16 protein-coding genes, 2 tRNA genes and 4 rRNA genes are annotated in these 25,325 nt (G+C 57.9%); 18 read left to right on the forward strand and 4 right to left on the reverse strand.

Annotated elements, in window-relative coordinates:
* Window positions 1–67 precede the first annotated feature (67 nt).
* The 4 genes from QOM08_RS00625 to QOM08_RS00640 all read right to left on the reverse strand — a co-directional run bounded on the left by QOM08_RS00625 (window position 68) and on the right by QOM08_RS00640 (window position 4,295).
* A complete protein-coding gene (locus QOM08_RS00625) occupies window positions 68–1,504 on the reverse strand; it encodes an NAD(P)(+) transhydrogenase (Re/Si-specific) subunit beta (protein WP_047230081.1) in 1,437 nt (478 codons plus the stop codon).
* Window positions 1,504–1,827: an NAD(P) transhydrogenase subunit alpha gene (locus tag QOM08_RS00630; RefSeq protein WP_003187010.1), complete on the reverse strand. Its 324-nt coding sequence runs from the start codon at window positions 1,825–1,827 to the stop codon at window positions 1,504–1,506. Before QOM08_RS00630 ends, QOM08_RS00625 begins: the two co-directional genes overlap by 1 nt.
* Window positions 1,828–1,842: 15 nt before the next feature.
* Window positions 1,843–2,964 (reverse strand): Re/Si-specific NAD(P)(+) transhydrogenase subunit alpha, encoded by a 1,122-nt coding sequence (locus QOM08_RS00635; RefSeq protein WP_047230082.1) that lies wholly within the window; start codon window positions 2,962–2,964, stop codon window positions 1,843–1,845.
* A gap of 434 nt (window positions 2,965–3,398) precedes the next feature.
* The gene (locus QOM08_RS00640; protein WP_316912429.1) at window positions 3,399–4,295 is read right to left on the reverse strand and encodes a LysR family transcriptional regulator; all 897 of its coding nucleotides are present in this window, start codon (window positions 4,293–4,295) and stop codon (window positions 3,399–3,401) included.
* A gap of 157 nt (window positions 4,296–4,452) precedes the next feature.
* On the opposite strand from QOM08_RS00640, the gene QOM08_RS00645 reads away from it, so the two are divergent.
* From QOM08_RS00645 to QOM08_RS00730, 18 genes are all read left to right on the forward strand, one after another.
* Complete coding sequence (locus QOM08_RS00645) at window positions 4,453–5,634, forward strand: acyl-CoA dehydrogenase (protein ID WP_025216186.1); 1,182 nt, start codon at window positions 4,453–4,455, stop codon at window positions 5,632–5,634.
* Between the two features lie 13 nt (window positions 5,635–5,647).
* Window positions 5,648–6,868 (forward strand): CaiB/BaiF CoA transferase family protein, encoded by a 1,221-nt coding sequence (locus tag QOM08_RS00650; protein ID WP_139048755.1) that lies wholly within the window; start codon window positions 5,648–5,650, stop codon window positions 6,866–6,868.
* A 625-nt stretch (window positions 6,869–7,493) separates the two neighbouring features.
* A 16S ribosomal RNA gene (locus QOM08_RS00655) occupies window positions 7,494–9,030 on the forward strand.
* 65 nt (window positions 9,031–9,095) lie between these two features.
* Window positions 9,096–9,172 (forward strand) — tRNA-Ile (locus QOM08_RS00660).
* A gap of 27 nt (window positions 9,173–9,199) precedes the next feature.
* Window positions 9,200–9,275, forward strand: a tRNA-Ala gene (locus QOM08_RS00665).
* A 248-nt stretch (window positions 9,276–9,523) separates the two neighbouring features.
* A 23S ribosomal RNA gene (locus QOM08_RS00670) occupies window positions 9,524–12,415 on the forward strand.
* Window positions 12,416–12,565: 150 nt separating this feature from the next.
* Window positions 12,566–12,681 (forward strand): 5S ribosomal RNA (gene rrf / locus QOM08_RS00675).
* A 107-nt stretch (window positions 12,682–12,788) separates the two neighbouring features.
* Window positions 12,789–12,904 (forward strand): 5S ribosomal RNA (rrf, locus tag QOM08_RS00680).
* Together the 16S, 23S and 5S rRNA genes with 2 tRNA genes alongside form the textbook arrangement of a ribosomal RNA operon.
* A 182-nt stretch (window positions 12,905–13,086) precedes the next feature.
* Complete coding sequence (locus QOM08_RS00685; RefSeq protein ID WP_047230327.1) at window positions 13,087–13,722, forward strand: hypothetical protein; 636 nt, start codon at window positions 13,087–13,089, stop codon at window positions 13,720–13,722.
* A 154-nt stretch (window positions 13,723–13,876) separates the two neighbouring features.
* A complete protein-coding gene (locus QOM08_RS00690) occupies window positions 13,877–15,382 on the forward strand; it encodes a YdgA family protein (RefSeq protein ID WP_139048756.1) in 1,506 nt (501 codons plus the stop codon).
* A 229-nt stretch (window positions 15,383–15,611) separates the two neighbouring features.
* Window positions 15,612–18,092, forward strand: a complete 2,481-nt coding sequence (gene pgaA / locus QOM08_RS00695; RefSeq protein WP_139048757.1) for a poly-beta-1,6 N-acetyl-D-glucosamine export porin PgaA — start codon at window positions 15,612–15,614, stop codon at window positions 18,090–18,092.
* A 12-nt stretch (window positions 18,093–18,104) separates the two neighbouring features.
* A complete protein-coding gene (gene pgaB / locus QOM08_RS00700) occupies window positions 18,105–20,102 on the forward strand; it encodes a poly-beta-1,6-N-acetyl-D-glucosamine N-deacetylase PgaB (RefSeq protein WP_160891509.1) in 1,998 nt (665 codons plus the stop codon).
* A 1-nt stretch (window position 20,103) separates the two neighbouring features.
* Window positions 20,104–21,459 (forward strand): poly-beta-1,6-N-acetyl-D-glucosamine synthase, encoded by a 1,356-nt coding sequence (gene pgaC / locus QOM08_RS00705; RefSeq protein ID WP_076383117.1) that lies wholly within the window; start codon window positions 20,104–20,106, stop codon window positions 21,457–21,459.
* A complete protein-coding gene (pgaD, locus tag QOM08_RS00710) occupies window positions 21,456–21,959 on the forward strand; it encodes a poly-beta-1,6-N-acetyl-D-glucosamine biosynthesis protein PgaD (protein WP_139048758.1) in 504 nt (167 codons plus the stop codon). The genes pgaC and pgaD overlap by 4 nt, the downstream gene beginning before the upstream one ends.
* Before the next feature lie 343 nt (window positions 21,960–22,302).
* Window positions 22,303–22,863 carry a YbhB/YbcL family Raf kinase inhibitor-like protein gene (locus tag QOM08_RS00715; RefSeq protein ID WP_139048759.1) on the forward strand — a complete coding sequence of 187 codons (561 nt, stop codon included), beginning with the start codon at window positions 22,303–22,305 and terminating at the stop codon, window positions 22,861–22,863.
* A gap of 134 nt (window positions 22,864–22,997) precedes the next feature.
* A complete protein-coding gene (locus QOM08_RS00720; protein WP_171061296.1) occupies window positions 22,998–23,171 on the forward strand; it encodes a hypothetical protein in 174 nt (57 codons plus the stop codon).
* Window positions 23,172–23,210: 39 nt separating this feature from the next.
* A complete protein-coding gene (locus QOM08_RS00725) occupies window positions 23,211–24,524 on the forward strand; it encodes an MFS transporter (RefSeq protein WP_139048760.1) in 1,314 nt (437 codons plus the stop codon).
* A gap of 69 nt (window positions 24,525–24,593) precedes the next feature.
* Window positions 24,594–25,325, forward strand: coding sequence for a hypothetical protein (locus tag QOM08_RS00730; protein WP_047230319.1), 732 nt, complete (start codon window positions 24,594–24,596; stop codon window positions 25,323–25,325).

The raw sequence follows: 25,325 nt of genomic DNA on the forward strand, positions 1-25,325 counted from the left end.
ACGTTCGGCCTTGATACAAATCAAAACGCCCCGACAAGTCGGGGCGTTAGTGGCGAAGCAGTGAGCGTTATTCCACCGCTTTGACCATGTCTTCGATAACCTTCTTGGCGTCACCGAACACCATCATGGTCTTGTCGAGGTAGAACAGCTCGTTGTCCAGGCCGGCGTAACCGCTGGCCATCGAGCGCTTGTTGACGATGATGGTCTTGGCCTTGAAGGCTTCGAGGATCGGCATGCCGGCAATCGGCGACTTCGGATCGTTCTTCGCCGCCGGGTTGACCACGTCGTTGGCACCCAGTACCAGCACCACGTCGGCCTGGCCGAACTCGGAGTTGATGTCTTCCATCTCGAACACCTGGTCGTAAGGCACTTCGGCCTCGGCCAGCAATACGTTCATGTGCCCGGGCATACGACCGGCCACTGGGTGGATCGCGTATTTGACGGTCACGCCGTGATGGGTCAGCTTCTCGGTCAGCTCTTTCAGCGCGTGCTGCGCCCGTGCCACCGCCAGACCATAGCCCGGCACGATGATCACGGTATCGGCATTGGTCAGCAGGAAGGTGGCGTCGTCAGCCGAGCCGGATTTCACCGGACGGGCTTCTTTGGAGCCTGCCGGGCCAGCGGCATCCGCCGTGTTGCCGAAACCGCCGAGCAGCACGTTGAAGAACGAACGGTTCATCGCCTTGCACATGATGTACGAGAGGATCGCACCGCTGGAACCCACCAGGGAGCCAGCGATGATCAGCATCGAGTTGTTCAGCGAGAAGCCGATACCCGCTGCAGCCCAGCCGGAATAGCTGTTGAGCATCGACACCACCACCGGCATGTCGGCACCGCCGATCGGGATGATGATCAGCACGCCCAACACAAACGCCAGGGCCAGCATCAGGGCGAATGCCCCGAGGTTGCCGGTGAACATGAACATCAGGCCCAGACCCAGTGTTGCCAGGCCCAGGATCAGGTTGAGCTTGTGCTGGCCGCCAAACTGTACCGGTGCGCCCTGGAACAGGCGGAACTTGTACTTGCCCGACAGCTTGCCGAAGGCGATCACCGAACCGGAGAAGGTGATTGCACCGATGGCGGCGCCAAGGAACAGCTCCAGACGGTTACCGGCCGGAATTGAATCCCCTAGTTGCTTGACGATGCCCAGGGACTGCGGCTCGACCACGGCGGCGATCGCGATAAATACCGCGGCCAGGCCGATCATGCTGTGCATGAACGCCACCAGCTCGGGCATCTTGGTCATCTCGACGCGCTTGGCCATGATCGACCCGGCAGTGCCGCCGACCAGCAGACCGACGATCACATAGCCGATGCCTGCGGTAGCCAGCTCGGCGCCCAACTTATAGATGAGACCCACGGTAGTGAGCACCGCCAGCGCCATGCCGAGCATGCCGAACAGGTTGCCTCGGCGAGATGTAGTGGGGTGCGACAGGCCTTTGAGGGCCTGGATGAAGCAGATCGACGCGATCAGGTAGAGCGTCGTTACCAGGTTCATGCTCATTACTTGGGCGCCTCTTCTTTTACGGCTTTCGGGGCTTTTTTCTTGAACATCTCAAGCATGCGGCGCGTCACCAGGAAGCCGCCGAACACGTTCACTGCGGCCAGGGCCACGGCGAGGGTGCCCATGGTCTTGCCCAGCGGGGTCACGGTCAGTGCGGCGGCAAGCATGGCGCCGACGATCACGATGGCCGAAATGGCATTGGTCACCGCCATCAGCGGTGTGTGCAGCGCGGGCGTTACGTTCCAGACCACGTGGTAACCGACATAAATCGCCAGCACAAAGATGATCAGGTTGTAGATACCGGGGGAGATAAGCTCTTCCATTGTCTGAATCCCTGCTTAGGCGTTTTTGCGGATGACTTGGCCGTCGCGGCACATCAGGCACGCGGCGACGATGTCGTCTTCCAGGTTCACGTCGAACTGACCTTCCTTGGTGAAGACCAGCTTCAGGAAGTCCAGCAGGTTACGGGCGTACAGCGCCGAAGCGTCTGCCGCGACTTCGCCGGCCAGGTTGGTCGGACCGCAAATGGTCACGCCATTTTCGATCACCACCTGATCGGCCACGGTCAGCGGGCAGTTACCGCCCTGGGCGGCCGCGAGGTCAATGACCACCGAGCCGGGTTTCATCTGTGCGACGGTTTCGGCACTGAGCAAAGTCGGTGCCTTGCGGCCCGGAATCAATGCGGTGGTGATGACGATGTCAGCCTGCTTGGCGCGCTCGTGCACGGCCTGGGCCTGGCGCTGCATCCAGCTGGCGGGCATGGGTCGGGCGTAGCCGCCAACGCCGACGGCGCATTCACGCTCTTCGTCGGTTTCGTAAGGTACATCGACGAACTTGGCGCCGAGGGATTCGATTTGTTCCTTCACTGCCGGACGCACGTCCGACGCCTCGATCACCGCACCCAGGCGCTTGGCCGTGGCAATCGCCTGCAACCCAGCCACGCCAGCACCGAGAATCAGCACCCGCGCCGCTTTCACGGTACCCGCGGCGGTCATCAGCATCGGCATGAAGCGTGGATAATGGTGGGCGGCCAGCAGCACGGCCTTGTAGCCGGCAATGTTCGCTTGAGACGACAGCACATCCAGGCTCTGGGCACGGGAGGTGCGTGGTGCAGCCTCAAGGGCGAAAGCGGTAATGCCGCGTTCGGCCAGCTTGGCAATGGTTTCGTTATTGAACGGATTGAGCATGCCCACCAGAACGGTGCCGCTCTTGATCAGCGTCAGTTCGCTGTCGCTGGGGGCGACCACCTTGAGAATCAGTTCGGCCCCGAAAGCATCACTGGCGCTGCCAATGGTGGCGCCCGCTGCTTCATAGGCACTGTCGATAACGCTGGCCTTGATGCCGGCGCCGCTTTGAACAGTGACCTTATGGCCTTGGCCGATCAGCTTCTTGATGGTTTCCGGGGTTGCAGCAACCCGCGTTTCACCCGTCTGGGTTTCGAGAGGAACACCAATGTGCACGTCAAATCTCCTGCGTGATCTTATTGAGTAAACCCAGGCACTTCGGATGGTGCGGCTGGGGCGGCCGATCAGCACGATCCCGCCGAATCAGGCGGGGCGCGGCATTTTGCAGGCGAAAATTCAGCCCTTCAAGGGATTATGACGGGTGACGGAAAATTAACTACAAGTCACCCTGTGACCGAATGTCGCAATGATCGGCATATATCCCTTGTAGGCTGGGCTTTCCAGGGTTTCAGGCCAAATTTGACGATTTTTCCATTGGCGACGTGAATGAACCCTGATGAGCTGCGTAACGTGGCTCAAAGCCACGTATTTGAACGGTTATGAGACTACGGTACTGATTTCGTAACAGATTGACTGTATGCGACATAAATTTATATCTGTAGCGCTTTTGATTAGCTTACTACCGGAGTCGGATATAGAGTTTTTCCTTTTTAATCAAGGCTGTAGCTACTAGCTTGATTGACCAGCCAATCGCGAAAAGCCCTCAGAGAGGCCGATTCGACCTTTCGTTCGGGGATCATCAGGTAGTAGGCCTTGATGCTCGACAAGGCATTTCGATTGGCAACGACCAATCGTTTCTCGGCCAGCTCGCGCTGGATCAAAAAAGGTGGAATCAAGGCGATTCCCATGTCATGCATCGCCGCTTGGGCAAGCATGGAGAATAGTTCATAACGCGGGCCTGTCAGGTCTCGCGCGATATTGAGGTTTTGAGCGTTGAACCACTGGCGCCACGCATACGGGCGGGTGGTTTGCTGAAGTAGGGGCAGTTCGGCGATGGCTTGCGGTGTCAGGCTGTTCCGGTTGCCCAGTAAGGTAGGGCTGCACACGGGCATCGGGTTTTCTCCCATCAGCTTGTGGGATTCGGTACCGGACCAGTCCGCATCGCCGAAATAAATGGCTGCGTCAAAATCCGTATCCGCAAAGAGAAACGGCCGCGTGCGATTGGTCAGATTGACCGTGACTTCTGGATGCTGCTGTTGGAAGTCCTTGAGGCGCGGTAGCAGCCATTGAGTACCAAACGTCGGAACCACTGCCAGCTCTATCACGTTGGCGCCGGTATGCCCCATCACTGAAAGAGTATCGCGCTCCACGGCGTCCAGTTGAGTGGCAACGCGGCGGCTGTAGGAAAGTCCGGCCTCTGTCAGTTTGACCCCCCGCCGTGAACGTCGGAACAACTCCACACTGAGGAAGTCCTCCAGACTGGCGATCTGTCGACAAATAGCGCCCTGTGTGAGGGAAAGCTCCTGTGCGGCCTTGGTGAAGCTCTCATGACGTGCGGCGGCCTCGAAGCTGACCAGGGCGGCGGTGCTGGGGATTTTTCTGCGCATGTACATCAACCTCACTCGTCAGGATCGTAAACGGGGGTCAGGGCGTTTACGGAGTGAGAAATTAGCACAAGAGCGTGCGTAATCCTCGTTTGCTCTGATAGGAAAGCGCGCCTAGGATCAATCCACGATTTTTAATCTGATTGGCGAGGATTCTTTCATGGCCGGTAAAGCGAGTTTCAACTGGATTGATCCATTGTTGTTGGACCAGCAACTCACCGAAGAAGAACGCATGATTCGCGACACTGCCGAGCAGTTCGCCCAACAGAAGCTCGCGCCGCGGGTGTTGGAAGCGTTCCGTCATGAAAAAACCGACCCGGCGATTTTTCGTGAGATGGGTGAGGTCGGCTTGTTAGGCGCAACCATTCCTGAACAGTACGGCGGCAGCGGCTTGAACTACGTCAGCTATGGCTTGATCGCTCGTGAAGTGGAACGCGTTGATTCAGGTTATCGCTCGATGATGAGCGTGCAGTCCTCGTTGGTCATGGTGCCGATCAATGAGTTCGGTACCGAAGCTCAAAAGCAGAAGTACCTGCCGAAGCTGGCTTCCGGCGAGTGGATCGGCTGCTTTGGTCTGACAGAGCCGAACCACGGTTCCGACCCGGGAGCGATGATTACCCGTGCGCGCAAAGTAGAAGGCGGCTACAGCCTCACGGGTAGCAAGATGTGGATCACCAACAGTCCGATTGCCGATGTATTTGTCGTCTGGGGTAAGGATGACGCCGGTGATATCCGCGGCTTTGTTCTCGAGAAAGGCTGGAAAGGCCTGAGTGCACCGGCGATTCACGGCAAGGTCGGTCTGCGCGCTTCGATCACTGGCGAGATCGTCATGGATAACGTCTTCGTTCCAGAAGAAAACATCTTTCCGGATGTGCGTGGGCTGAAAGGGCCTTTTACCTGTCTGAACTCGGCTCGCTATGGCATCTCCTGGGGGGCCTTGGGTGCTGCCGAGTTCTGCTGGCACACCGCTCGCCAGTACACCCTGGATCGGCAGCAGTTTGGTCGTCCTTTGGCTGCCACTCAGTTGATCCAGAAAAAGCTGGCCGACATGCAGACTGAAATCACCCTTGCCCTACAAGGATGCCTGCGTCTGGGGCGTATGAAGGATGAGGGTACGGCCGCTGTTGAAATCACATCGATCATGAAGCGCAACTCCTGCGGCAAGTCCCTGGATATTGCTCGCATGGCGCGGGACATGCTGGGCGGCAATGGCATCTCCGATGAGTTCGGCATCGCTCGCCATCTCGTGAACCTGGAAGTGGTGAACACTTACGAAGGTACTCATGACGTTCATGCACTGATCCTGGGGCGTGCGCAGACCGGTATCCAGGCGTTCTATTAATAGGGGGAACGGCATGGGCGCGCTTTCGCATCTGCGGGTACTGGATTTATCGAGGGTGCTGGCCGGGCCGTGGGCTGGTCAGATCCTGGCGGACCTGGGAGCTGAGGTCATCAAGGTCGAGCGGCCGGGTGGTGGCGACGATACGCGCGCCTGGGGACCGCCGTTCCTGAAGGATGCGTCTGGCGAGAATACCACCGAGGCGGCCTATTACTTGTCGGCCAATCGCAACAAGCAATCGGTGACCATCGATTTCACGCACCCCGAGGGGCAAAGGTTGGTGCGGGAGTTGGCGGCCAAGTCCGACATTCTGATTGAGAACTTCAAGGTAGGTGGGCTGGCGGCCTATGGCCTGGACTACGACTCGCTGAAGGAGATCAACCCACAACTGATCTATTGCTCGATTACCGGGTTTGGTCAAACCGGTCCTTACGCCAAGCGCGCCGGATATGACTTCATGATCCAGGGGTTGGGGGGCTTGATGAGTCTCACCGGTCGGCCTGAAGGTGATGCGGGGGCGGGCCCGGTGAAGGTAGGGGTGGCGCTGACGGATATCCTGACCGGTGTCTATTCGGCCGTGGCCATCCTGGCAGCGTTGGCTCACCGCGATCATGCCGGCGGCGGGCAGCATATCGACATGGCCTTGCTGGACGTTCAAGTGGCTTGCCTGGCGAACCAGGCGATGAATTACCTGACTACGGGTAACGCGCCGAAGCGGTTGGGGAACGCTCATCCGAACATAGTGCCTTATCAGGATTTTCCTACGGCGGACGGTGACTTCATCCTTACGGTGGGCAATGACGGTCAGTTCCGAAAGTTCGCCGAGGTCGCGGGTCAGCCGCAGTGGGCTGATGACCCTCGTTTTGCGACAAACAAGTTGCGGGTGGCGAACCGTGCAGTATTGATACCTTTGATTCGCCAGGCGACGGTATTCAAGACCACTGCCGAATGGGTCGCTCAGTTGGAGCAGGCTGGTGTCCCCTGTGGGCCGATCAACGATTTGTCCCAGGTGTTTGCTGATCCTCAGGTCCAGGCGCGTGGGCTGGCGATGGAGTTGCCTCATGCACTGGCGGGTAAAGTGCCGCAGGTTGCCAACCCGATCCGGCTGTCCGCGACCCCGGTGGAATATCGCAATGCGCCTCCTTTATTAGGGGAGCACACGCGGGATGTCCTGCAGCGAGTATTGGGGTTGGATGAGGCGATGGTGACGGGGTTGAGAGAGGCTGGGGTGCTCTGATTCTCTCTGCTATATAGAAGAGGCTTTTTGAGGGGCACGGTGGCTTTTTCGAATGCCCTGCAACTTATTGATAGAAAAACGAAATTAAGTGTTGACGGCAAATCCTGGACGTCTATAATTCGCCCCACTTCCGGCGCAGTCGAAACGAAAAACTCCTTGAGTTTCAATGAGTTAAACGATTTTAGGCAGCGCAGGGCTTCAGGTCATCGAAGCTTTGGAAGCAGTTAGTGGGGCGGTTTTCCTGGCTCCGTTAACGATTCGATCTTCTCGATCGAAAGCGTCAAAAAGAGGTGTTGACAGCAGCGAGTAACGCTGTAGAATTCGCCTCCCGCTAACGAGAGATCGGAAGCGCAAGTGGTTGAAGTTGCAGAGGAAACTTTGAAAACTTCTTAAAATAACCGCTTGACAGATACACCGGGCGCTGTAGAATGCGCGCCTCGGTTGAGACGAAAGGCTCAACCCACCGCTCTTTAACAATTGAATCAAGCAATTCGTGTGGGTGCTTGTGGAGTCAGACTGCTAGTCAACAGATTATCAGCATCACAAGTTACTCCGCGAGAAATCAAAGATGTAACCAACGATTGCTGAGCCAAGTTTAGGGTTTTCTCAAAACCCAAAGATGTTTGAACTGAAGAGTTTGATCATGGCTCAGATTGAACGCTGGCGGCAGGCCTAACACATGCAAGTCGAGCGGTAGAGAGGTGCTTGCACCTCTTGAGAGCGGCGGACGGGTGAGTAAAGCCTAGGAATCTGCCTGGTAGTGGGGGATAACGCTCGGAAACGGACGCTAATACCGCATACGTCCTACGGGAGAAAGCAGGGGACCTTCGGGCCTTGCGCTATCAGATGAGCCTAGGTCGGATTAGCTAGTTGGTGAGGTAATGGCTCACCAAGGCGACGATCCGTAACTGGTCTGAGAGGATGATCAGTCACACTGGAACTGAGACACGGTCCAGACTCCTACGGGAGGCAGCAGTGGGGAATATTGGACAATGGGCGAAAGCCTGATCCAGCCATGCCGCGTGTGTGAAGAAGGTCTTCGGATTGTAAAGCACTTTAAGTTGGGAGGAAGGGCATTAACCTAATACGTTAGTGTTTTGACGTTACCGACAGAATAAGCACCGGCTAACTCTGTGCCAGCAGCCGCGGTAATACAGAGGGTGCAAGCGTTAATCGGAATTACTGGGCGTAAAGCGCGCGTAGGTGGTTCGTTAAGTTGGATGTGAAATCCCCGGGCTCAACCTGGGAACTGCATTCAAAACTGTCGAGCTAGAGTATGGTAGAGGGTGGTGGAATTTCCTGTGTAGCGGTGAAATGCGTAGATATAGGAAGGAACACCAGTGGCGAAGGCGACCACCTGGACTGATACTGACACTGAGGTGCGAAAGCGTGGGGAGCAAACAGGATTAGATACCCTGGTAGTCCACGCCGTAAACGATGTCAACTAGCCGTTGGGAGCCTTGAGCTCTTAGTGGCGCAGCTAACGCATTAAGTTGACCGCCTGGGGAGTACGGCCGCAAGGTTAAAACTCAAATGAATTGACGGGGGCCCGCACAAGCGGTGGAGCATGTGGTTTAATTCGAAGCAACGCGAAGAACCTTACCAGGCCTTGACATCCAATGAACTTTCCAGAGATGGATTGGTGCCTTCGGGAACATTGAGACAGGTGCTGCATGGCTGTCGTCAGCTCGTGTCGTGAGATGTTGGGTTAAGTCCCGTAACGAGCGCAACCCTTGTCCTTAGTTACCAGCACGTCATGGTGGGCACTCTAAGGAGACTGCCGGTGACAAACCGGAGGAAGGTGGGGATGACGTCAAGTCATCATGGCCCTTACGGCCTGGGCTACACACGTGCTACAATGGTCGGTACAGAGGGTTGCCAAGCCGCGAGGTGGAGCTAATCCCACAAAACCGATCGTAGTCCGGATCGCAGTCTGCAACTCGACTGCGTGAAGTCGGAATCGCTAGTAATCGCGAATCAGAATGTCGCGGTGAATACGTTCCCGGGCCTTGTACACACCGCCCGTCACACCATGGGAGTGGGTTGCACCAGAAGTAGCTAGTCTAACCTTCGGGGGGACGGTTACCACGGTGTGATTCATGACTGGGGTGAAGTCGTAACAAGGTAGCCGTAGGGGAACCTGCGGCTGGATCACCTCCTTAATCGACGACCGCAGCTGCTCCATGAGCTCCCACACGAATTGCTTGATTCATTGAAGAAGACGATTGGGTCTGTAGCTCAGTTGGTTAGAGCGCACCCCTGATAAGGGTGAGGTCGGCAGTTCGAATCTGCCCAGACCCACCAATTTCATGGTGTTCCCTGTAGAAATACGGGGCCATAGCTCAGCTGGGAGAGCGCCTGCCTTGCACGCAGGAGGTCAGCGGTTCGATCCCGCTTGGCTCCACCATTACAGATTGGCACCAACGTTTAAAGCTTAGAAATGAGCATTCCACCAAGACGGTGCTGAATGTTGATTTCTAGTCTTTTGATTAGATCGTTCTTTAAAAATTTGGGTATGTGATAGAAAGATAGACTGAACGTTACTTTCACTGGTAACGGATCAGGCTAAGGTAAAATTTGTGAGTTGCTCTTTGAGCATGCGAATTTTCGGCGAATGTCGTCTTCACAGTATAACCAGATTGCTTGGGGTTATATGGTCAAGTGAAGAAGCGCATACGGTGGATGCCTTGGCAGTCAGAGGCGATGAAAGACGTGGTAGCCTGCGAAAAGCTTCGGGGAGTCGGCAAACAGACTTTGATCCGGAGATGTCTGAATGGGGGAACCCAGCCATCATAAGATGGTTATCTTGTACTGAATACATAGGTGCAAGAGGCGAACCAGGGGAACTGAAACATCTAAGTACCCTGAGGAAAAGAAATCAACCGAGATTCCCTTAGTAGTGGCGAGCGAACGGGGACTAGCCCTTAAGTGGCTTTGAGATTAGCGGAACGCTCTGGAAAGTGCGGCCATAGTGGGTGATAGCCCTGTACGCGAAAATCTCTTAGTCATGAAATCGAGTAGGACGGAGCACGAGAAACTTTGTCTGAATATGGGGGGACCATCCTCCAAGGCTAAATACTACTGACTGACCGATAGTGAACTAGTACCGTGAGGGAAAGGCGAAAAGAACCCCGGAGAGGGGAGTGAAATAGATCCTGAAACCGTATGCGTACAAGCAGTGGGAGCCCACTTTGTTGGGTGACTGCGTACCTTTTGTATAATGGGTCAGCGACTTATTTTCAGTGGCGAGCTTAACCGAATAGGGGAGGCGTAGCGAAAGCGAGTCTTAATAGGGCGTCTAGTCGCTGGGAATAGACCCGAAACCGGGCGATCTATCCATGGGCAGGTTGAAGGTTAGGTAACACTGACTGGAGGACCGAACCGACTACCGTTGAAAAGTTAGCGGATGACCTGTGGATCGGAGTGAAAGGCTAATCAAGCTCGGAGATAGCTGGTTCTCCTCGAAAGCTATTTAGGTAGCGCCTCATGTATCACTGTAGGGGGTAGAGCACTGTTTCGGCTAGGGGGTCATCCCGACTTACCAAACCGATGCAAACTCCGAATACCTACAAGTGCCGAGCATGGGAGACACACGGCGGGTGCTAACGTCCGTCGTGAAAAGGGAAACAACCCAGACCGTCAGCTAAGGTCCCAAAGTTATGGTTAAGTGGGAAACGATGTGGGAAGGCTTAGACAGCTAGGAGGTTGGCTTAGAAGCAGCCACCCTTTAAAGAAAGCGTAATAGCTCACTAGTCGAGTCGGCCTGCGCGGAAGATGTAACGGGGCTCAAACCATACACCGAAGCTACGGGTATCACTTAGGTGATGCGGTAGAGGAGCGTTCTGTAAGCCTGTGAAGGTGAGTTGAGAAGCTTGCTGGAGGTATCAGAAGTGCGAATGCTGACATGAGTAACGACAATGGGTGTGAAAAACACCCACGCCGAAAGACCAAGGTTTCCTGCGCAACGTTAATCGACGCAGGGTTAGTCGGTCCCTAAGGCGAGGCTGAAAAGCGTAGTCGATGGAAAACAGGTTAATATTCCTGTACTTCTGGTTATTGCGATGGAGGGACGGAGAAGGCTAGGCCAGCTTGGCGTTGGTTGTCCAAGTTTAAGGTGGTAGGCTGGAATCTTAGGTAAATCCGGGATTCTAAGGCCGAGAGCTGATGACGAGTTACCCTTTGGGTGACGAAGTGGTTGATGCCATGCTTCCAAGAAAAGCTTCTAAGCTTCAGGTAACCAGGAACCGTACCCCAAACCGACACAGGTGGTTGGGTAGAGAATACCAAGGCGCTTGAGAGAACTCGGGTGAAGGAACTAGGCAAAATGGCACCGTAACTTCGGGAGAAGGTGCGCCGGTGAGGGTGAAGCACTTGCTGCATAAGCCCACGCCGGTCGAAGATACCAGGCCGCTGCGACTGTTTATTAAAAACACAGCACTCTGCAAACACGAAAGTGGACGTATAGGGTGTGACGCCTGCCCGGTGCCGGAAGGTTAATTGATGGGGTTAGCTAACGCGAAGCTCTTGATCGAAGCCCCGGTAAACGGCGGCCGTAACTATAACGGTCCTAAGGTAGCGAAATTCCTTGTCGGGTAAGTTCCGACCTGCACGAATGGCGTAACGATGGCGGCGCTGTCTCCACCCGAGACTCAGTGAAATTGAAATCGCTGTGAAGATGCAGTGTATCCGCGGCTAGACGGAAAGACCCCGTGAACCTTTACTATAGCTTTGCACTGGACTTTGAATTTGCTTGTGTAGGATAGGTGGGAGGCTTTGAAGCGTGGACGCCAGTTCGCGTGGAGCCATCCTTGAAATACCACCCTGGCAACTTTGAGGTTCTAACTCAGGTCCGTTATCCGGATCGAGGACAGTGTATGGTGGGTAGTTTGACTGGGGCGGTCTCCTCCTAAAGAGTAACGGAGGAGTACGAAGGTGCGCTCAGACCGGTCGGAAATCGGTCGTAGAGTATAAAGGCAAAAGCGCGCTTGACTGCGAGACAGACACGTCGAGCAGGTACGAAAGTAGGTCTTAGTGATCCGGTGGTTCTGTATGGAAGGGCCATCGCTCAACGGATAAAAGGTACTCCGGGGATAACAGGCTGATACCGCCCAAGAGTTCATATCGACGGCGGTGTTTGGCACCTCGATGTCGGCTCATCACATCCTGGGGCTGAAGCCGGTCCCAAGGGTATGGCTGTTCGCCATTTAAAGTGGTACGCGAGCTGGGTTTAGAACGTCGTGAGACAGTTCGGTCCCTATCTGCCGTGGACGTTTGAGATTTGAGAGGGGCTGCTCCTAGTACGAGAGGACCGGAGTGGACGAACCTCTGGTGTTCCGGTTGTCACGCCAGTGGCATTGCCGGGTAGCTATGTTCGGAAAAGATAACCGCTGAAAGCATCTAAGCGGGAAACTTGCCTCAAGATGAGATCTCACTGGGACCTTGAGTCCCCTGAAGGGCCGTCGAAGACTACGACGTTGATAGGTGGGGTGTGTAAGCGCTGTGAGGCGTTGAGCTAACCCATACTAATTGCCCGTGAGGCTTGACCATATAACACCCAAGCAATTTGCTGACCCGATACAGGGCACCAGATTGCGGTGTGTGAAGACGCTATGAACCGAAAGTTCGCACAACACACAAACCTATCGCATACCCATTTGCTGGAACGTGACCGTAAGGCACGCGCTGGCTACCGAATTTCTTGACGACCATAGAGCATTGGAACCACCTGATCCCATCCCGAACTCAGCAGTGAAACGATGCATCGCCGATGGTAGTGTGGGGTTTCCCCATGTGAGAGTAGGTCATCGTCAAGATTAAATTCCAAAACCCCTATCTGCTGACGCAGGTAGGGGTTTTGTTTTAGTAGAAGTTATCGATTTTCGCTGGCACGTTGCTGTTGAACGGGCCGGTCACAGAATTTCTTGACGACCATAGAGCATTGGAACCACCTGATCCCATCCCGAACTCAGCAGTGAAACGATGCATCGCCGATGGTAGTGTGGGGTTTCCCCATGTGAGAGTAGGTCATCGTCAAGATTGAATTCCCAGAACCCCTGTCTGCTGATGCAGACAGGGGTTCTGTCGTTTTGGGCCGGTAATCGGATCGCCCCTCATGATTGCTGTCCACACACGGCAAACCCTGTGGCCATTGCTATGCTGTGATAGTCGGGGCATCTGAAAAATGGCCCGCGATGTCACTGGTCATGGGGATTCCAATAATGAAAAACCCTTATGCTCCTGGCTTCTGGTGCGCCCTCGCAGCGTTGGTGTTGCTTTCGGCCACTTATTTCTATGGCGTCATGCTGACTCACCAGATCGACAAAGCACTGATCTTCCTCGATAGCGCGGCTGCGCTGATCGGTGTGATATCCATCGCAATCGTGGCCTGGGCATCGCTCCAAGGGCAACGCATCAAAAAAAAGCATCTTGAGCAGGGTAAGACTCTGGTGCTGATCTGGGATACCAAGGTTGCATTACGCCGGGTCGAAACGGTCTTCGATCGTTATTTCTGGGGCAGTTACTGGCAGCCTGGCCGCACATTCCAGGAAGTCATGGGTGAACTCACCGGTACTCCATTGGAAAAAAGTCTCGAGGCCTTGAAGACCCAATGTGCGGCACTGGACAAACAGGTCGCCGAAGACGACTGGCATTGGCTGAACAACGCTCGTGAGCTCTGCGACGTCGCTAACGCTATGGCGCGGGAGCGCTATCAACTGGACTTCTGCGATCCTCGCGCGGACTCATCGGGCGCGACGGTGATCAATCGTGATTTCGAAGTGTTGGTGTACACCTGGACGGCACGGCTGAAGACGTTCGACCATCAACTCGATGAGATTGAAGTTCAATATTCGTAGACCCTCTCTCAAGAAAACGCTTCCCCCCTTTAAACATTGGGCCCGTTGGCATGCCTGATGGTAATCTCCCTCCACTTCGCGGCGTCGAGCCACACCCTTAGCGGTGTCAGGGAAGACGACGGCTTTTTCAACCATGGATATGATCGGATCACTCATGAATAAATCAGCAAGCGTACTTCTGGGAATCGTTGTGGTCGTCGGTGCAATCAGCGCGGGTGGCGCCTGGTACACCGGAACGAAACTCGAAGGAGTGCTGCAAACCGCCATTGCCGACAGCAACAAGCAAATGCAAACGGCCCTGGCTGGGTCAAATGGCACGGCTTCGATCGAGCTGGTGTCATTGGACCGTGGGACTTTCAGCAGCACCGCCCATTATCGCCTCAAAGGTGAAGGCGAGATGTTTGGTGATGAACCGGTTGAATTGCTGTTCGTCGACAACATCGAACATGGCCCGCTGCCGTTCTCGCGCCTGATGACGCTCAAATGGTTGCCGGTCATGGCTACCAGCCACACCGAACTTGAACGCACGCCGTTGACCGAGAAATGGTTCGTCGCTGCCAAGGACAAGTCGCCGCTCAAAGGTGTGGTCAACCTGGGCTACGACCAGTCGACCCACGGCACGTTCGAGTTGCTGCCCCTGGACACCAAGCTGGATGAACAGTCCGAGCTCAGTTTCTCTGGTCTGAAGATCGACCTGGCCTCCAGCGCCCAGGCAGAGAAAATCAAGGCTGACGGTTATATGGACAGCTTCAAGCTGACCACCGTCGCTGAGGACCAGACGCCGGTGCAAGTCGAGCTCAACGGCCTGACGCTCGCCAGCAACCTGAGCAAGAGCACTTATGGTTATTACATGGGTGATAACGTTTTGATGCTCAGCAACAGCAAGACTACTTTTGGTGAGCAGAAGTCGGTCTTGGGCCTGAAGAACTTCGAAATGAAGAACAACAGCACCGAAAATGGCACCAGCGCATCGGGGCGTGCTGATTACAAGGTCGGTGAGTTGTCCTTCAACGATAAGGCTATCGGTTCTGCGCAGATGGCGGTCAGCCTGAAGAACCTGGACATCCCGGCCACCATGTCGCTCATGCAGGTCTATCAAACCAAGCTGCAACCCTACGAGCAGGCGGCGGCTGAAGCGGCAGCAGCCGGTGAGCCAGCGCCGGAGCTGGTGCTGAGCGAGGCTGAGGAGGCGCAGGTCAAGGCCGACCTGGAAAAACTCCTGGCCGGCGGCCCGCAAGTGGCACTGGAAAATCTGTCGTTCACTACAGCCAATGGCGAAAGCCGCGCGACGCTGGTCATCGACCTTACCAAGCCGCAATCCATGGACCTGCCGCCTGATCAACTGGGTCGTCAGTTGCTCGCCTTGCTGGATTTCAATTTGAAAGTCTCCAAGCCGATGCTGGTTGATCTGTTGACCGTGCAGGCGCAAATGGAAGGCCAGACCGACGCCAAGTTGATCGCCGATCAGGCCACTGCCACCAGCGATATGTTCAGCGCGATGGCGGTGGGCACAGAGCTGGCAACGCTTGAAGGCAACGATGTGGTCACCAAGCTGCACTACGCCAACAATCAAGTTGATTTCAACGGTCAGAAGATGACAGTCGAACAATTCACCGCGTTTGTGATGAACAAGTTGGGTGGCGGCGTAACCATCCAGTAATCGACTGGAGCAACATCCAAAGCCCGGCCTGTGCATTGCGCACAGGCCGGTTTTTTTTGCCCGCGAAAATCTGCATCGATTCTGAAGAATTATGGCGTTTTGGAAAACGACCCGCTCCAGAGTGCAAAACTAGGTCCATTAGAGCTTGGCTGGATTCCTTTGATCCGGCTTCCTGTTTGATGGGCAAGGGGGCACTGCGACCCGGCTGGCCATGTAAGGATGCTGACGAATGCCGCGTACTGTGGGTCCCTTTATTCAATGTGGTTTGCGCCCGTTGTTTCGCCTCGCGCTGTGCAGCCAATTGTGCTGGCCGGTGCTGGCGTTTGCCGATACCGCCTATGACCAGATGGTGCATGACGCTCGCGCCGGCCATTACACGCCTGCATTGTCCGCCTTGCGCCAGGTCCCGGTCGATCAGGCCAGCACCGCGCAAATCAGTGACCATCTGCAGATTGCCAGCTGGGCCGGTTTTGATGCCGAGGTGGTGAAAGTCTATGAAGCCCAAGGCCGCTATCGCGACCTGCCCGTTGCGGCGCTGACTGCAACGGCACGTGCCTATCGCAATCTCAAGCGTTGGGACTCGGCCACCGCGCTCTATCGCCAGGCTTTAATCGTCGAACCTCAGAATCCCCATCTGCAACTGGGTCTGGCCTTAACCCAGGCCGACGCCGGTAAACCCGACGAAGCAGTCAGTCGTGCCAGGACCATGGTTGCAGCCAAACCTGAGGACCCGACGCGTCGACTGGCCTTGGGTTATGCCCTGACCCGTGCCAACAGTCCACACGAGGCGCTGTTCGAATACGACCAGGCCTTTACTCGCGCCGGTAACAATCTCGAGGTCGCCCGCGAATACATCATTGCGCTGCAACGTGCCCGCTTGCCTGAGCCGGCCTTGCGCCTGGCTCGTCTGCAACCCGGGTTGATCGATCAGGGCGTGCAGCGGCGACTGGAGGGCGATGTTGCGGCTGAACGGGTGCGCCTGGCGGACATGGCGAGCCGCAGCGAGAAGGATCGCTTCGTTATCGCAGACCGCGCCCTGGCCGATTACGACAAACTGCTCGCCACCTGGACTCCGGTGGCCGAGGCTCATGACGATGTACTGCGCTGGCGCATCGACCGCATCGGCGCCCTGAACGCCCGTGCTCGACGAGCTGAAGTGATTGCTGAATACCAAAGGCTGCTCGCCGAAGGGGTTGCCATTCCCACTTATGCCTTGCGCTGGGTGGCGTCCTCCTATCTGGAGCAGCGTGAACCGGAGATTGCCGTCGATCTGTACCGCCGGGTACTGACGGCACCCGATGCCGATCCGGCGGACCGCTTCGAAGACAGCACCGCGCTCTACTACGCACTGCTGGAAAGTGAAAAATCCGAAGAGGCCCGTGCCCTGGCTGAAGACTTGGCCAAATCCCAGCAACCACGCGTCGAGCTCAAGGGGCTGCCCATCGGCAACCCCAATGACGAGTGGATGGACGCACAACAACTCGCCGCTCAGGCCGGCACATATGGCGCCGACCTGCCCACCGCCGAGACGCGTCTGGCGACCCTGGTCAATCAAGGCCCCGGCAACATCGGGTTGCGACTGGCCCAGGCTGATCTGTACCAGGCCCGGCAATGGCCGCGACGTTCTGAAAGCCTGCTCAAGGAAGTCGAGACCACGACCCCGCGTAACCGTGAGCTGGAAGTCGCCCAGGCCCGCGCCGCCATGGATCTGCAGGAGTGGCGGCAGATGGACGCGCTGACCGATGACGTGGTCGCCCGGTACCCGGAGAACGCCCACGTCAAACGCCTGCAACGCCAGCGCGAAGTGCACGACATGGCCGAACTGCGTATCGAAGCCTACACCGGCAAGAGTTATGGCGGCGGCAGCGGCGATGCCGGTGCAGTCACCGGTAGTCGCGACTTCGGCATTGAAACGCTGCTCTACAGCCCACCCATCAATGAAGACTGGCGGCTATTCGGTGGCGTCGGTTACGCCACCGGCGATTTCGAAGAAGGCACCGGCCACCATCGCTGGCAGCGTCTGGGTGTGGAGCGCCGCACCCGTGACATGACGCTGGAAGCGGAAGTCTCCAACCACTCTTACGGCTCCGGTGACAAGCAGGGGGCACGTCTGGCCGTGGCCCGGGACATCAACGATCACTGGCAGTACGGTGGCAGCCTGGATTACCTCTCGGCCGCCACCCCGCTGCGGGCGCTCAACAGCGGTATCCGCGCCAACGGCGGCAGTGGTTTCGTTCGCTGGCGTGCCCACGAAAGCCGGGAGTGGCAACTGGCGGTCAGCCCATCGCATTTCAGTGACGGTAACAACCGTCTCGAAACCCTGCTCACCGGTCGCGAAGGCATTTACAGCGCTCCGCGGCTGCAAGTGGAGCTGGGCCTGGAAGTGGGTGCCAGTCGCAACAGCGGCTCTGACGAAGTCCCCTACTTCAACCCCAAGTCAGATCTGAGCGTCATGCCGACCGTCAGCGCCAATCATGTGTTGTACCGCCGCTACGAAACGACGTGGAGTCAGCAGTTCCAGGCCGGCGCCGGTACCTACAGCCAGCGCGACCACAGCACCGGTGCCATGGGCCTGCTCAGCTACGGCCAGCGTTTTATCTGGAACGACGTGCTTGAGGCAGGTGCCGCACTGAGTTGGCTCAACCGCCCCTATGACGGCGACCGCGAAAGCGATCTGCGCCTGCTTGTCGACCTCACCTACCGCTTCTAGAAGAGTTTGAAGATGCCTGTCATTTCGCGATTCATCCTTCTGCTGGGGGTCTTGCTGATCAGCGCTTGTGCCCAGCAAGCCCCGGCGTTCACACCGCCCTCACAGCGCCCGCTGGCGGCCAACGACGCCCCGTGGCCGAAAAACCATGTGCTCGGCATCGCCTATCACGACGTGGAAGACCGCGACCCCGACCAGGCGCTCGTGGCCGTGCGTACCGAACGCCTGATCGAGCAATTGGCTTGGCTGCGGGAAAACAACTACCAGCCGGTCACCGTGGACCAGATCATCACCGCTCGCAACGGTGGCCCGGAACTGCCGCCGCGGGCGGTGTTGTTGAGTTTTGACGACGGTTACTCAAGCTTTTACACCCGCGTCATGCCGATCCTGCGCGCCTATAACTGGCCGGCGCTATTGGCCCCGGTCGGTAGTTGGATCGACACGCCGTCGAACCAGCCGGTGGACTTCGCTGGAGTGCCGCGCAAGCGCTCCGAGTTTTTGACCTGGGAGCAAATTCGCGAGGTCTCGAAATCGGGCCTGGTGGAAATCGCCGCCCACACCGACGCCAATCACAAAGGGGTACTGGCCAACCCGCAAGGCAACCTGCAACCGGCGGCGACGACCCGGCGCTACGATCCCGCCACCGGTCGTTATGAAAGCGAAGCTGATTTCCAGGCTCGCCAGCGCAAGGACGTGGTGGCCATTTCCGAGAAGATCCGCAAGGTCACCGGCTACAGTCCGCGCGTGTGGGTCTGGCCCTACGGTGCCGCCGATGGCACCGCCTTGCAGGTGATTGGCAGCGAAGGCTACCAAATGGCCCTGACTCTGGAAGATGGTCTGGACAGCCTCAATAACCTGATGAGTGGCCCGCGTTTTCTGGTGGCCTCCGATCCGGATGGTGCGCACTTCGCCGAGAGCGTCGTCGGCGTGCAGACCATGGACCCCTTGCGGGTGGTCCATGTCGACCTGGATTACGTCTATGACCCGGATCCTGTGCAGCAGGAAGCCAATGTCGGCAAGCTGATCCAGCGCATTTACGACCTGGGCGCCAACACCGTTTTCCTGCAAGCCTTTGCCGATCCGAAAGGTGATGGTCTGGTGCATTCGCTGTACTTTCCCAACCGTCATCTGCCGGTACGGGCCGATCTGTTCGATCGGGTTGCGTGGCAACTGAAAACCCGGGCCAACGCCAAGGTCTTCGCCTGGATGCCAGTGCTCAGTTTTGGCCTGGATTCGAAACTGCCCCGCGTACAACGTTGGGACCCGGAAACCGGCCGCACGGGTGTGGACCCGGATCAGTACGTACGTTTGTCGCCCTTCGATCCGAGCGTGCGGCGGGTCATCGGCGAAATCTACGAAGACCTGGCGCGGATGAGTTCGGTGGACGGCGTTCTGTACCACGACGACGCCGTGTTTTCTGACTTCGAGGACGCCGGCCCCGCTGCCCTGAAAGTCTATGCCGCCAACGGCCTGCCGACGTCCATCGCCGCTCTGCGGGACGACCCAGCGGCGATGCAGCGCTGGACCCGTTTCAAGAGCCGCTACCTGATCGACTTCACCCACGAGCTCACTGCCAAGGTCCGCGCGATTCGTGGCCCGCAGGTGCTGACAGCGCGCAATATTTTCGCCGAACCGATGCTCAATCCCGAAAGCGAAGCCTGGTTCGCCCAGAACCTGGACGACTTCCTCGGTGCCTACAACTGGACGGCCCCGATGGCCATGCCGTTGATGGAAAAGCAGACCCGCGAGCAATCCGGTCCCTGGCTTGAGCGCCTGGTGGAGACCGTCAAGGCCCGCCCCGGTGCGCTCAAGCGCACGGTGTTCGAATTGCAGGCCCGTGACTGGCACAGCAAACCGGTCAGCGACATCGACGGCGAACAATTGGCCGAATGGATGGGACGCCTCAAGCGTTCAGGCGTGACCAGTTTCGGCTACTACCCGGACAACTTCATCGAAGACCAGCCCGCTGTGAAAACCGTGCGGCCGGCGCTCTCCAACAAGTGGAATCCTTGACATGCTCGACAGACTGCTCGCCCTGCTGGTGCTGGCGATCGTCCTTGGGGTGCCCCTGGGCCTGATCTTCCTGGTCACCGGGCAATTCCTGATGGACTTCGTGTTCTTTTACCCGCTGTTCATGTCCGGGCTGTGGATCGCCGGCGGCCTGTATTTCTGGCTGCACTGGGAGCGTCACTGGCCGTGGAAGGACGACACCCTGCCGCCGCCGCTGGCCGGGGAACCGCTGATCAGCATTCTGATTCCGTGCTTCAACGAGGGCGACAACGTCGCCGATACCATACACGCCGCGCTGGGCCAGCATTACCCGAACATCGAGGTCATCGCCATCAACGACGGCTCGAAAGACAACACCGCGCAAGTGCTCGACCAACTGGCGGCTGATGACCCGCGCCTGCGCGTGCTGCATCTGGCGGAAAACCAGGGCAAGGCCGTGGCCCTGCGCATGGGCGCCATCGCGGCGCGCAGTGAATACCTGGTGTGCATCGACGGTGATGCGCTGTTGGCACCCAACACTTGCGCCTACCTGGTGGCACCGATGCTGGACAATGCCCGCCTCGGTGCAGTGACCGGTAATCCGCGTATCCGTACTCGTTCGACTTTGATCGGCCGGGTGCAGGTTGGCGAGTTCTCCTCGATCATTGGCTTGATCAAGCGTACCCAGCGCGTCTTCGGGCGGATCTTCACCGTCTCCGGTGTGATCGTCGCCTTCCGTCGTACGGCCCTGCACCGGGTCGGCTACTGGAGCCCGGACATGATCACCGAAGACATCGACATCAGCTGGAAGCTGCAACTGGACCACTGGAGCATCTTCTACGAACCCCGTGCCCTGTGCTGGATCCTCATGCCCGAAACCCTGCGCGGCCTGTGGCGGCAGCGCCTGCGCTGGGCCCAGGGCGGGGCCGAAGTGCTGTTCAAGAACATCCGCGGCATCTGGCAATACCGCCACCGCTACCTGTGGCCGCTGCTGTTCGAATATTGCCTGTCCACCGGTTGGGCGTTCACGTTCCTGCTGTCGGTGATCTTCTGGGGCGCCGGTAAATTCGTCGAAATGCCAGCGGCCATCGCGGTCGATCACCTCATGCCGCCGGCCTTCACCGGGTTGCTGTTGGCGGTGGTGTGCCTGATGCAGTTCGCGGTGAGCATCCTGATCGATCGCCGTTACGAAAAGGGTTTGTGGCACATCATGTTCTGGGTGGTGTGGTACCCATTGGTGTTCTGGCTGATCAGTCTGTTCACCACCTTGGTGAGTTTCCCGAAAGTGCTGTTCGGGCAGCATCAGAAACGCGCGCGCTGGGTCAGCCCGGATCGCGGCATCAAACCGTTCGATGACGAAGAAGAGGAAGTGATCCGATGAAAATTATCAGGACCCGACAAAGACCTTTTCTGGTGGTCATCGATGCGCTCTTTACCGTGCTGGCGTGGCTGGGGCTGTTGTATCTGTTGGTCAACGGGCTCTGGCCCCTGTTTGACAGCCAGGCAGGCCCGCGCCTAGGTGGCTCGCTCATGGACACGCTCGGGACGTTGCAGATATATGGCTGGATCGCCTTGGTCAACGCGGTGATCCTGATTACCTGGGCGCGCTATCAGCAGCGCAAAAGCCGCAGCTTCGCCCAGCGTCGGCTGCCAGCGCCGGTGGTGGACGATCAAGGCTTGAGCGAAAGCTTCAAATTGACCGACGCGCGTCTGGACACGTTGCGCCGGCCCGGCTCCAAGATCATCCATAACAACCAGGACGGTGATATCAGCCACGTCGTGGCGCATTTCCATCTGCTGAGCCCGGAACTGCAACCGCCGCCACTGGCACCACTGGAAAGGCCCCGGGTGATTCACCTGCCGGTCGATCACTCGGTGTAAGCGCTGCCGCAGGCTGTGATTGTTGATCTTGTTGCTTTCCAGTTCCTCGGAGATTTCCTTCAAAACTCCGCGCTCGCTCCCACAGAGTACGGTCAGCACAAATCAAAATGTGGGAGCGAGCCTGCTCGCGATAGCGGTATTTCAGTCAACATGGATGCCAACTGAACCATCGCCATCGCGAGCAGGCTCGCTCCCACAGGGGGATGGGTGATGTCGCGAATCACGGTCAACGCAGATCAATGTGGCGGATTCGAAGTTCATCGTAATTGTCACTGAAACCTGGCAGGCGCTGCGGCTATAGTTCGCAGGCCGTCCATGGCCTGATCTGCATAAGGTGCCCGGTATGACTCGATCGACTTCCCTTACTCCCTGGCTGGCGGCCATCGCCCTCGTGCTGTGCGCACAAGGGGCGGCCCAGGCTCAGGAACGTTTCACCCTCAGCATGCCAGGTGTGTCGGATAACCGGCTGTTCACCGCGGCGGCCGCCAGTGACGCCAACAACTGCGGCGGTAAGAACATTTCCCCGGCCTTGAGCTGGACAGCGGGCCCGCCTGGCACCCTCAGCTACGCCATTGTCATGCACGACCCGGACGGCCAGAAAGGCCAGGGCGTCGACCACTGGGTTCATTACGGCATCAAGGCCAGCACGCGGCAAATCCCGACGGGCATGGGCACCCAGTCCGCCCTTGAAGGCATAAGTGGCACCAACAGTAAAAACACCCGCGGCTACATTGGCCCTTGTCCGCCCATTGGCGACAGCGCTCATCATTACCTGATTCAGATATACGCGCTCGACCTGCCCCCGCACGCCCTGCCAGCCGGCCTCACACGCCCTCAACTGATGGAAAGAATCAACGGTCACGTCTTGCGCAACAGCAGCGTAGTGCGTCGCTACCACCGCTAATCCAAGCAACAGCTCCCTGTGGCCAGGGAGCTTGCTCCCGCTGGGTCGGGCAGCAACCCTCAACCACAAAATTGGCATCACGCGCCAAAAGCGAGCACTATCGAGCCCCTGTTCATTCATACCGGAGGATGGCGATGACGCAGAAACCCGACGGCATCGCCCGCCTCAAGAACTGCCCCACCAAAGGCGACGAAATACGCCGGGCCATCGCCCAGAGCCGCAAGGATTTCCTGCCTGCTGAAGAGGCCGAAGACGCTGAGCCAGACCAACCACCGGCACAGCCCATGGACGACGGCCAAGACGCCTGAACCGTCCTTCTCAAAAACTTTTCTTGTTTAAATCTGCCCATGACTGCCACAACTCATCTGCCAGACGCCCGATTCAGCCGATCCGACTACAAAACCCTGGGCCTCGCCGCCCTGGGTGGCGCGCTGGAAATCTACGACTTCATCATCTTCGTCTTCTTCGCCCTGGTGCTCAGCCAACTGTTCTTCCCGCCGCAAATGCCCGAATGGCTACGCCTGTTGCAAAGTTTCGGGATTTTCGCCACCGGCTACCTGGCACGCCCCCTGGGCGGCATCCTCATGGCGCACTTCGCCGATCGCCTGGGGCGCAAGCGGGTGTTCAGCCTGAGCATCCTGATGATGGCCTTGCCCTGCCTGCTTATCGGCGTGATGCCGACTTACGCGCAAATCGGCTATTTCGCCCCGTTGTTGCTGCTGGCGCTGCGCATCCTGCAAGGCGCGGCGGTGGGCGGCGAAGTACCGAGCGCCTGGGTGTTCGTGGCCGAACATGCACCGCTGCGGCATCGCGGCTACGCACTGGGTTTCCTCCAGGCTGGTCTGACCTTCGGCTATTTGCTGGGCGCCCTGACCGCCACGGCGCTGGCGCAGATATTCACGGCAGCAGAAATTCTCGATTACGCCTGGCGCTTGCCGTTCCTGCTGGGTGGGGTCTTCGGTGTAATCGGCGTCTGGCTGCGTCGCTGGCTGAGCGAAACGCCGATCTTTATGGCCCTGCAAGCCAAGCGCGAAGGTGCGACGGAACTGCCGCTACGCACCGTGCTGCGGGACCATCGCCACGCCTTGTTGCCCGCCGCCATCCTCACCTGCGTGCTGACGTCCGCCGTGGTGGTGTTCGTGGTCATCACCCCGACCGTTATGCAAAAAAGTTTCGGCATGACCCCCAGTCACACGTTCGCTTTGAGCAGTCTGGGCATCGTCTTCCTGAACATCGGCTGCGTTCTGGCCGGCCTCATCGTCGACCGCATCGGCGCCTGGCGCACTGTCATGCTCTACAGCCTGCTGTTGCCGATGGGCATCGCCGTGCTCTACGCCAGCCTGATCAGCGGCGGCGCCTGGCTGGGCCTGGCCTACGCTGTGGCGGGCCTGGGTTGCGGCGTGGTTGGCGCGGTGCCATCGGTGATGGTCAGCCTGTTTCCGCCGAAAATCCGCGTGTCCGGCATCTCGTTCACCTACAACATTGCCTATGCCTTGTGGGCCAGCGTGACGCCTTTGGTGCTGATCGCACTGGTGCCGTGGAGCCCATGGGTGTGCGTGGGGTATTGCGTGGTGATGGGCGCGGTGGGTGTGGCTGCGGCGGCGTATTTTCCCGCCCGGCATTCGAAGACCGCGCAGGCCTCGTTGGCCTGTGAATCGTAAGGACTCTGCCCCAGGTGCACGACTACACTCATGAATGACCCCGTTTCCAACTCGAGGAGGACGGCCATCATGAAGGCGCACAAGCACGACCTGCTGGAACAAGTCCTGATTGCCCACGGCGGTCTCGAGCGCTGGAACACTTTCAACACTGTCCAGGTCACCCTTGTGACCGGCGGTTCGTTGTGGGCCATGAAGGGGTTAACGCAAGACAATGCACCCCGGCAGATGACTGTCTGGCTGCATGAACAGCGCGCCTCGGTCATGCCGTTCGGTGCGCTGAACCAGCGCACCGCCTTCACGCCTGATCGCATCGCCATCGAAACCACCGAGGGCAAAGTGATCGCTGAGCGTTCGGACCCTAGGGCTTCGTTCTTCAAGCACGAGCAAACCACTCCGTGGGATCCGCTTCACCGTGCCTACTTCAATGGATATGCGCTCTGGTCCTACCTGACCATGCCGTTCCTGTTTACTTTTCCGGGTGTCACCAGCCAGGAGCTGGAACCCTGGAAGGAAGGTGGCCAGGTCTGGCGCCGCTTGCGGGTGAACTTCCCGGACACCCTCGCCACTCACTGCCCGGTCCAGGACTTCTACTTTGGCGATGACTATCTGCTGCGCCGGCATGATTACACCGTGGACGTGAGCGGTGGCCTGCCGGCGGCCCAGTATGTGGAGGACTACATCAAGGCCGATGGGCTGTGCATGCCCAGCAAGCGCCGGGCGTATCGGCGGGATGCGGACGATCAGGCGGTGGAGGGGGAATTGCTGGTGGCGATTGATATCAGTCAGGTTCGTTACGCATAA

It is taken from the genome of Pseudomonas sp. P105, from assembly GCF_032614175.1.
Classification (GTDB): Bacteria; Pseudomonadota; Gammaproteobacteria; order Pseudomonadales; family Pseudomonadaceae; genus Aquipseudomonas; species Aquipseudomonas rhizophila.

Excerpts from the sequence above, each read along its gene's own strand:
- QOM08_RS00625 (WP_047230081.1), bottom strand. The coding sequence starts at position 1,504 with ATGAGCATGAACCTGGTAACGACGCTCTACCTGATCGCGTCGATCTGC.
- QOM08_RS00630 (WP_003187010.1), bottom strand. The coding sequence starts at position 1,827 with ATGGAAGAGCTTATCTCCCCCGGTATCTACAACCTGATCATCTTTGTG.
- QOM08_RS00640 (WP_316912429.1), bottom strand. The coding sequence starts at position 4,295 with ATGCGCAGAAAAATCCCCAGCACCGCCGCCCTGGTCAGCTTCGAGGCC.
- QOM08_RS00645 (WP_025216186.1), top strand. The coding sequence starts at position 4,453 with ATGGCCGGTAAAGCGAGTTTCAACTGGATTGATCCATTGTTGTTGGAC.
- QOM08_RS00650 (WP_139048755.1), top strand. The coding sequence starts at position 5,648 with ATGGGCGCGCTTTCGCATCTGCGGGTACTGGATTTATCGAGGGTGCTG.
- QOM08_RS00685 (WP_047230327.1), top strand. The coding sequence starts at position 13,087 with ATGAAAAACCCTTATGCTCCTGGCTTCTGGTGCGCCCTCGCAGCGTTG.
- QOM08_RS00690 (WP_139048756.1), top strand. The coding sequence starts at position 13,877 with ATGAATAAATCAGCAAGCGTACTTCTGGGAATCGTTGTGGTCGTCGGT.
- pgaA (WP_139048757.1), top strand. The coding sequence starts at position 15,612 with ATGCCGCGTACTGTGGGTCCCTTTATTCAATGTGGTTTGCGCCCGTTG.
- pgaB (WP_160891509.1), top strand. The coding sequence starts at position 18,105 with ATGCCTGTCATTTCGCGATTCATCCTTCTGCTGGGGGTCTTGCTGATC.
- pgaC (WP_076383117.1), top strand. The coding sequence starts at position 20,104 with ATGCTCGACAGACTGCTCGCCCTGCTGGTGCTGGCGATCGTCCTTGGG.
- pgaD (WP_139048758.1), top strand. The coding sequence starts at position 21,456 with ATGAAAATTATCAGGACCCGACAAAGACCTTTTCTGGTGGTCATCGAT.
- QOM08_RS00715 (WP_139048759.1), top strand. The coding sequence starts at position 22,303 with ATGACTCGATCGACTTCCCTTACTCCCTGGCTGGCGGCCATCGCCCTC.
- QOM08_RS00720 (WP_171061296.1), top strand. The coding sequence starts at position 22,998 with ATGACGCAGAAACCCGACGGCATCGCCCGCCTCAAGAACTGCCCCACC.
- QOM08_RS00725 (WP_139048760.1), top strand. The coding sequence starts at position 23,211 with ATGACTGCCACAACTCATCTGCCAGACGCCCGATTCAGCCGATCCGAC.
- QOM08_RS00730 (WP_047230319.1), top strand. The coding sequence starts at position 24,594 with ATGAAGGCGCACAAGCACGACCTGCTGGAACAAGTCCTGATTGCCCAC.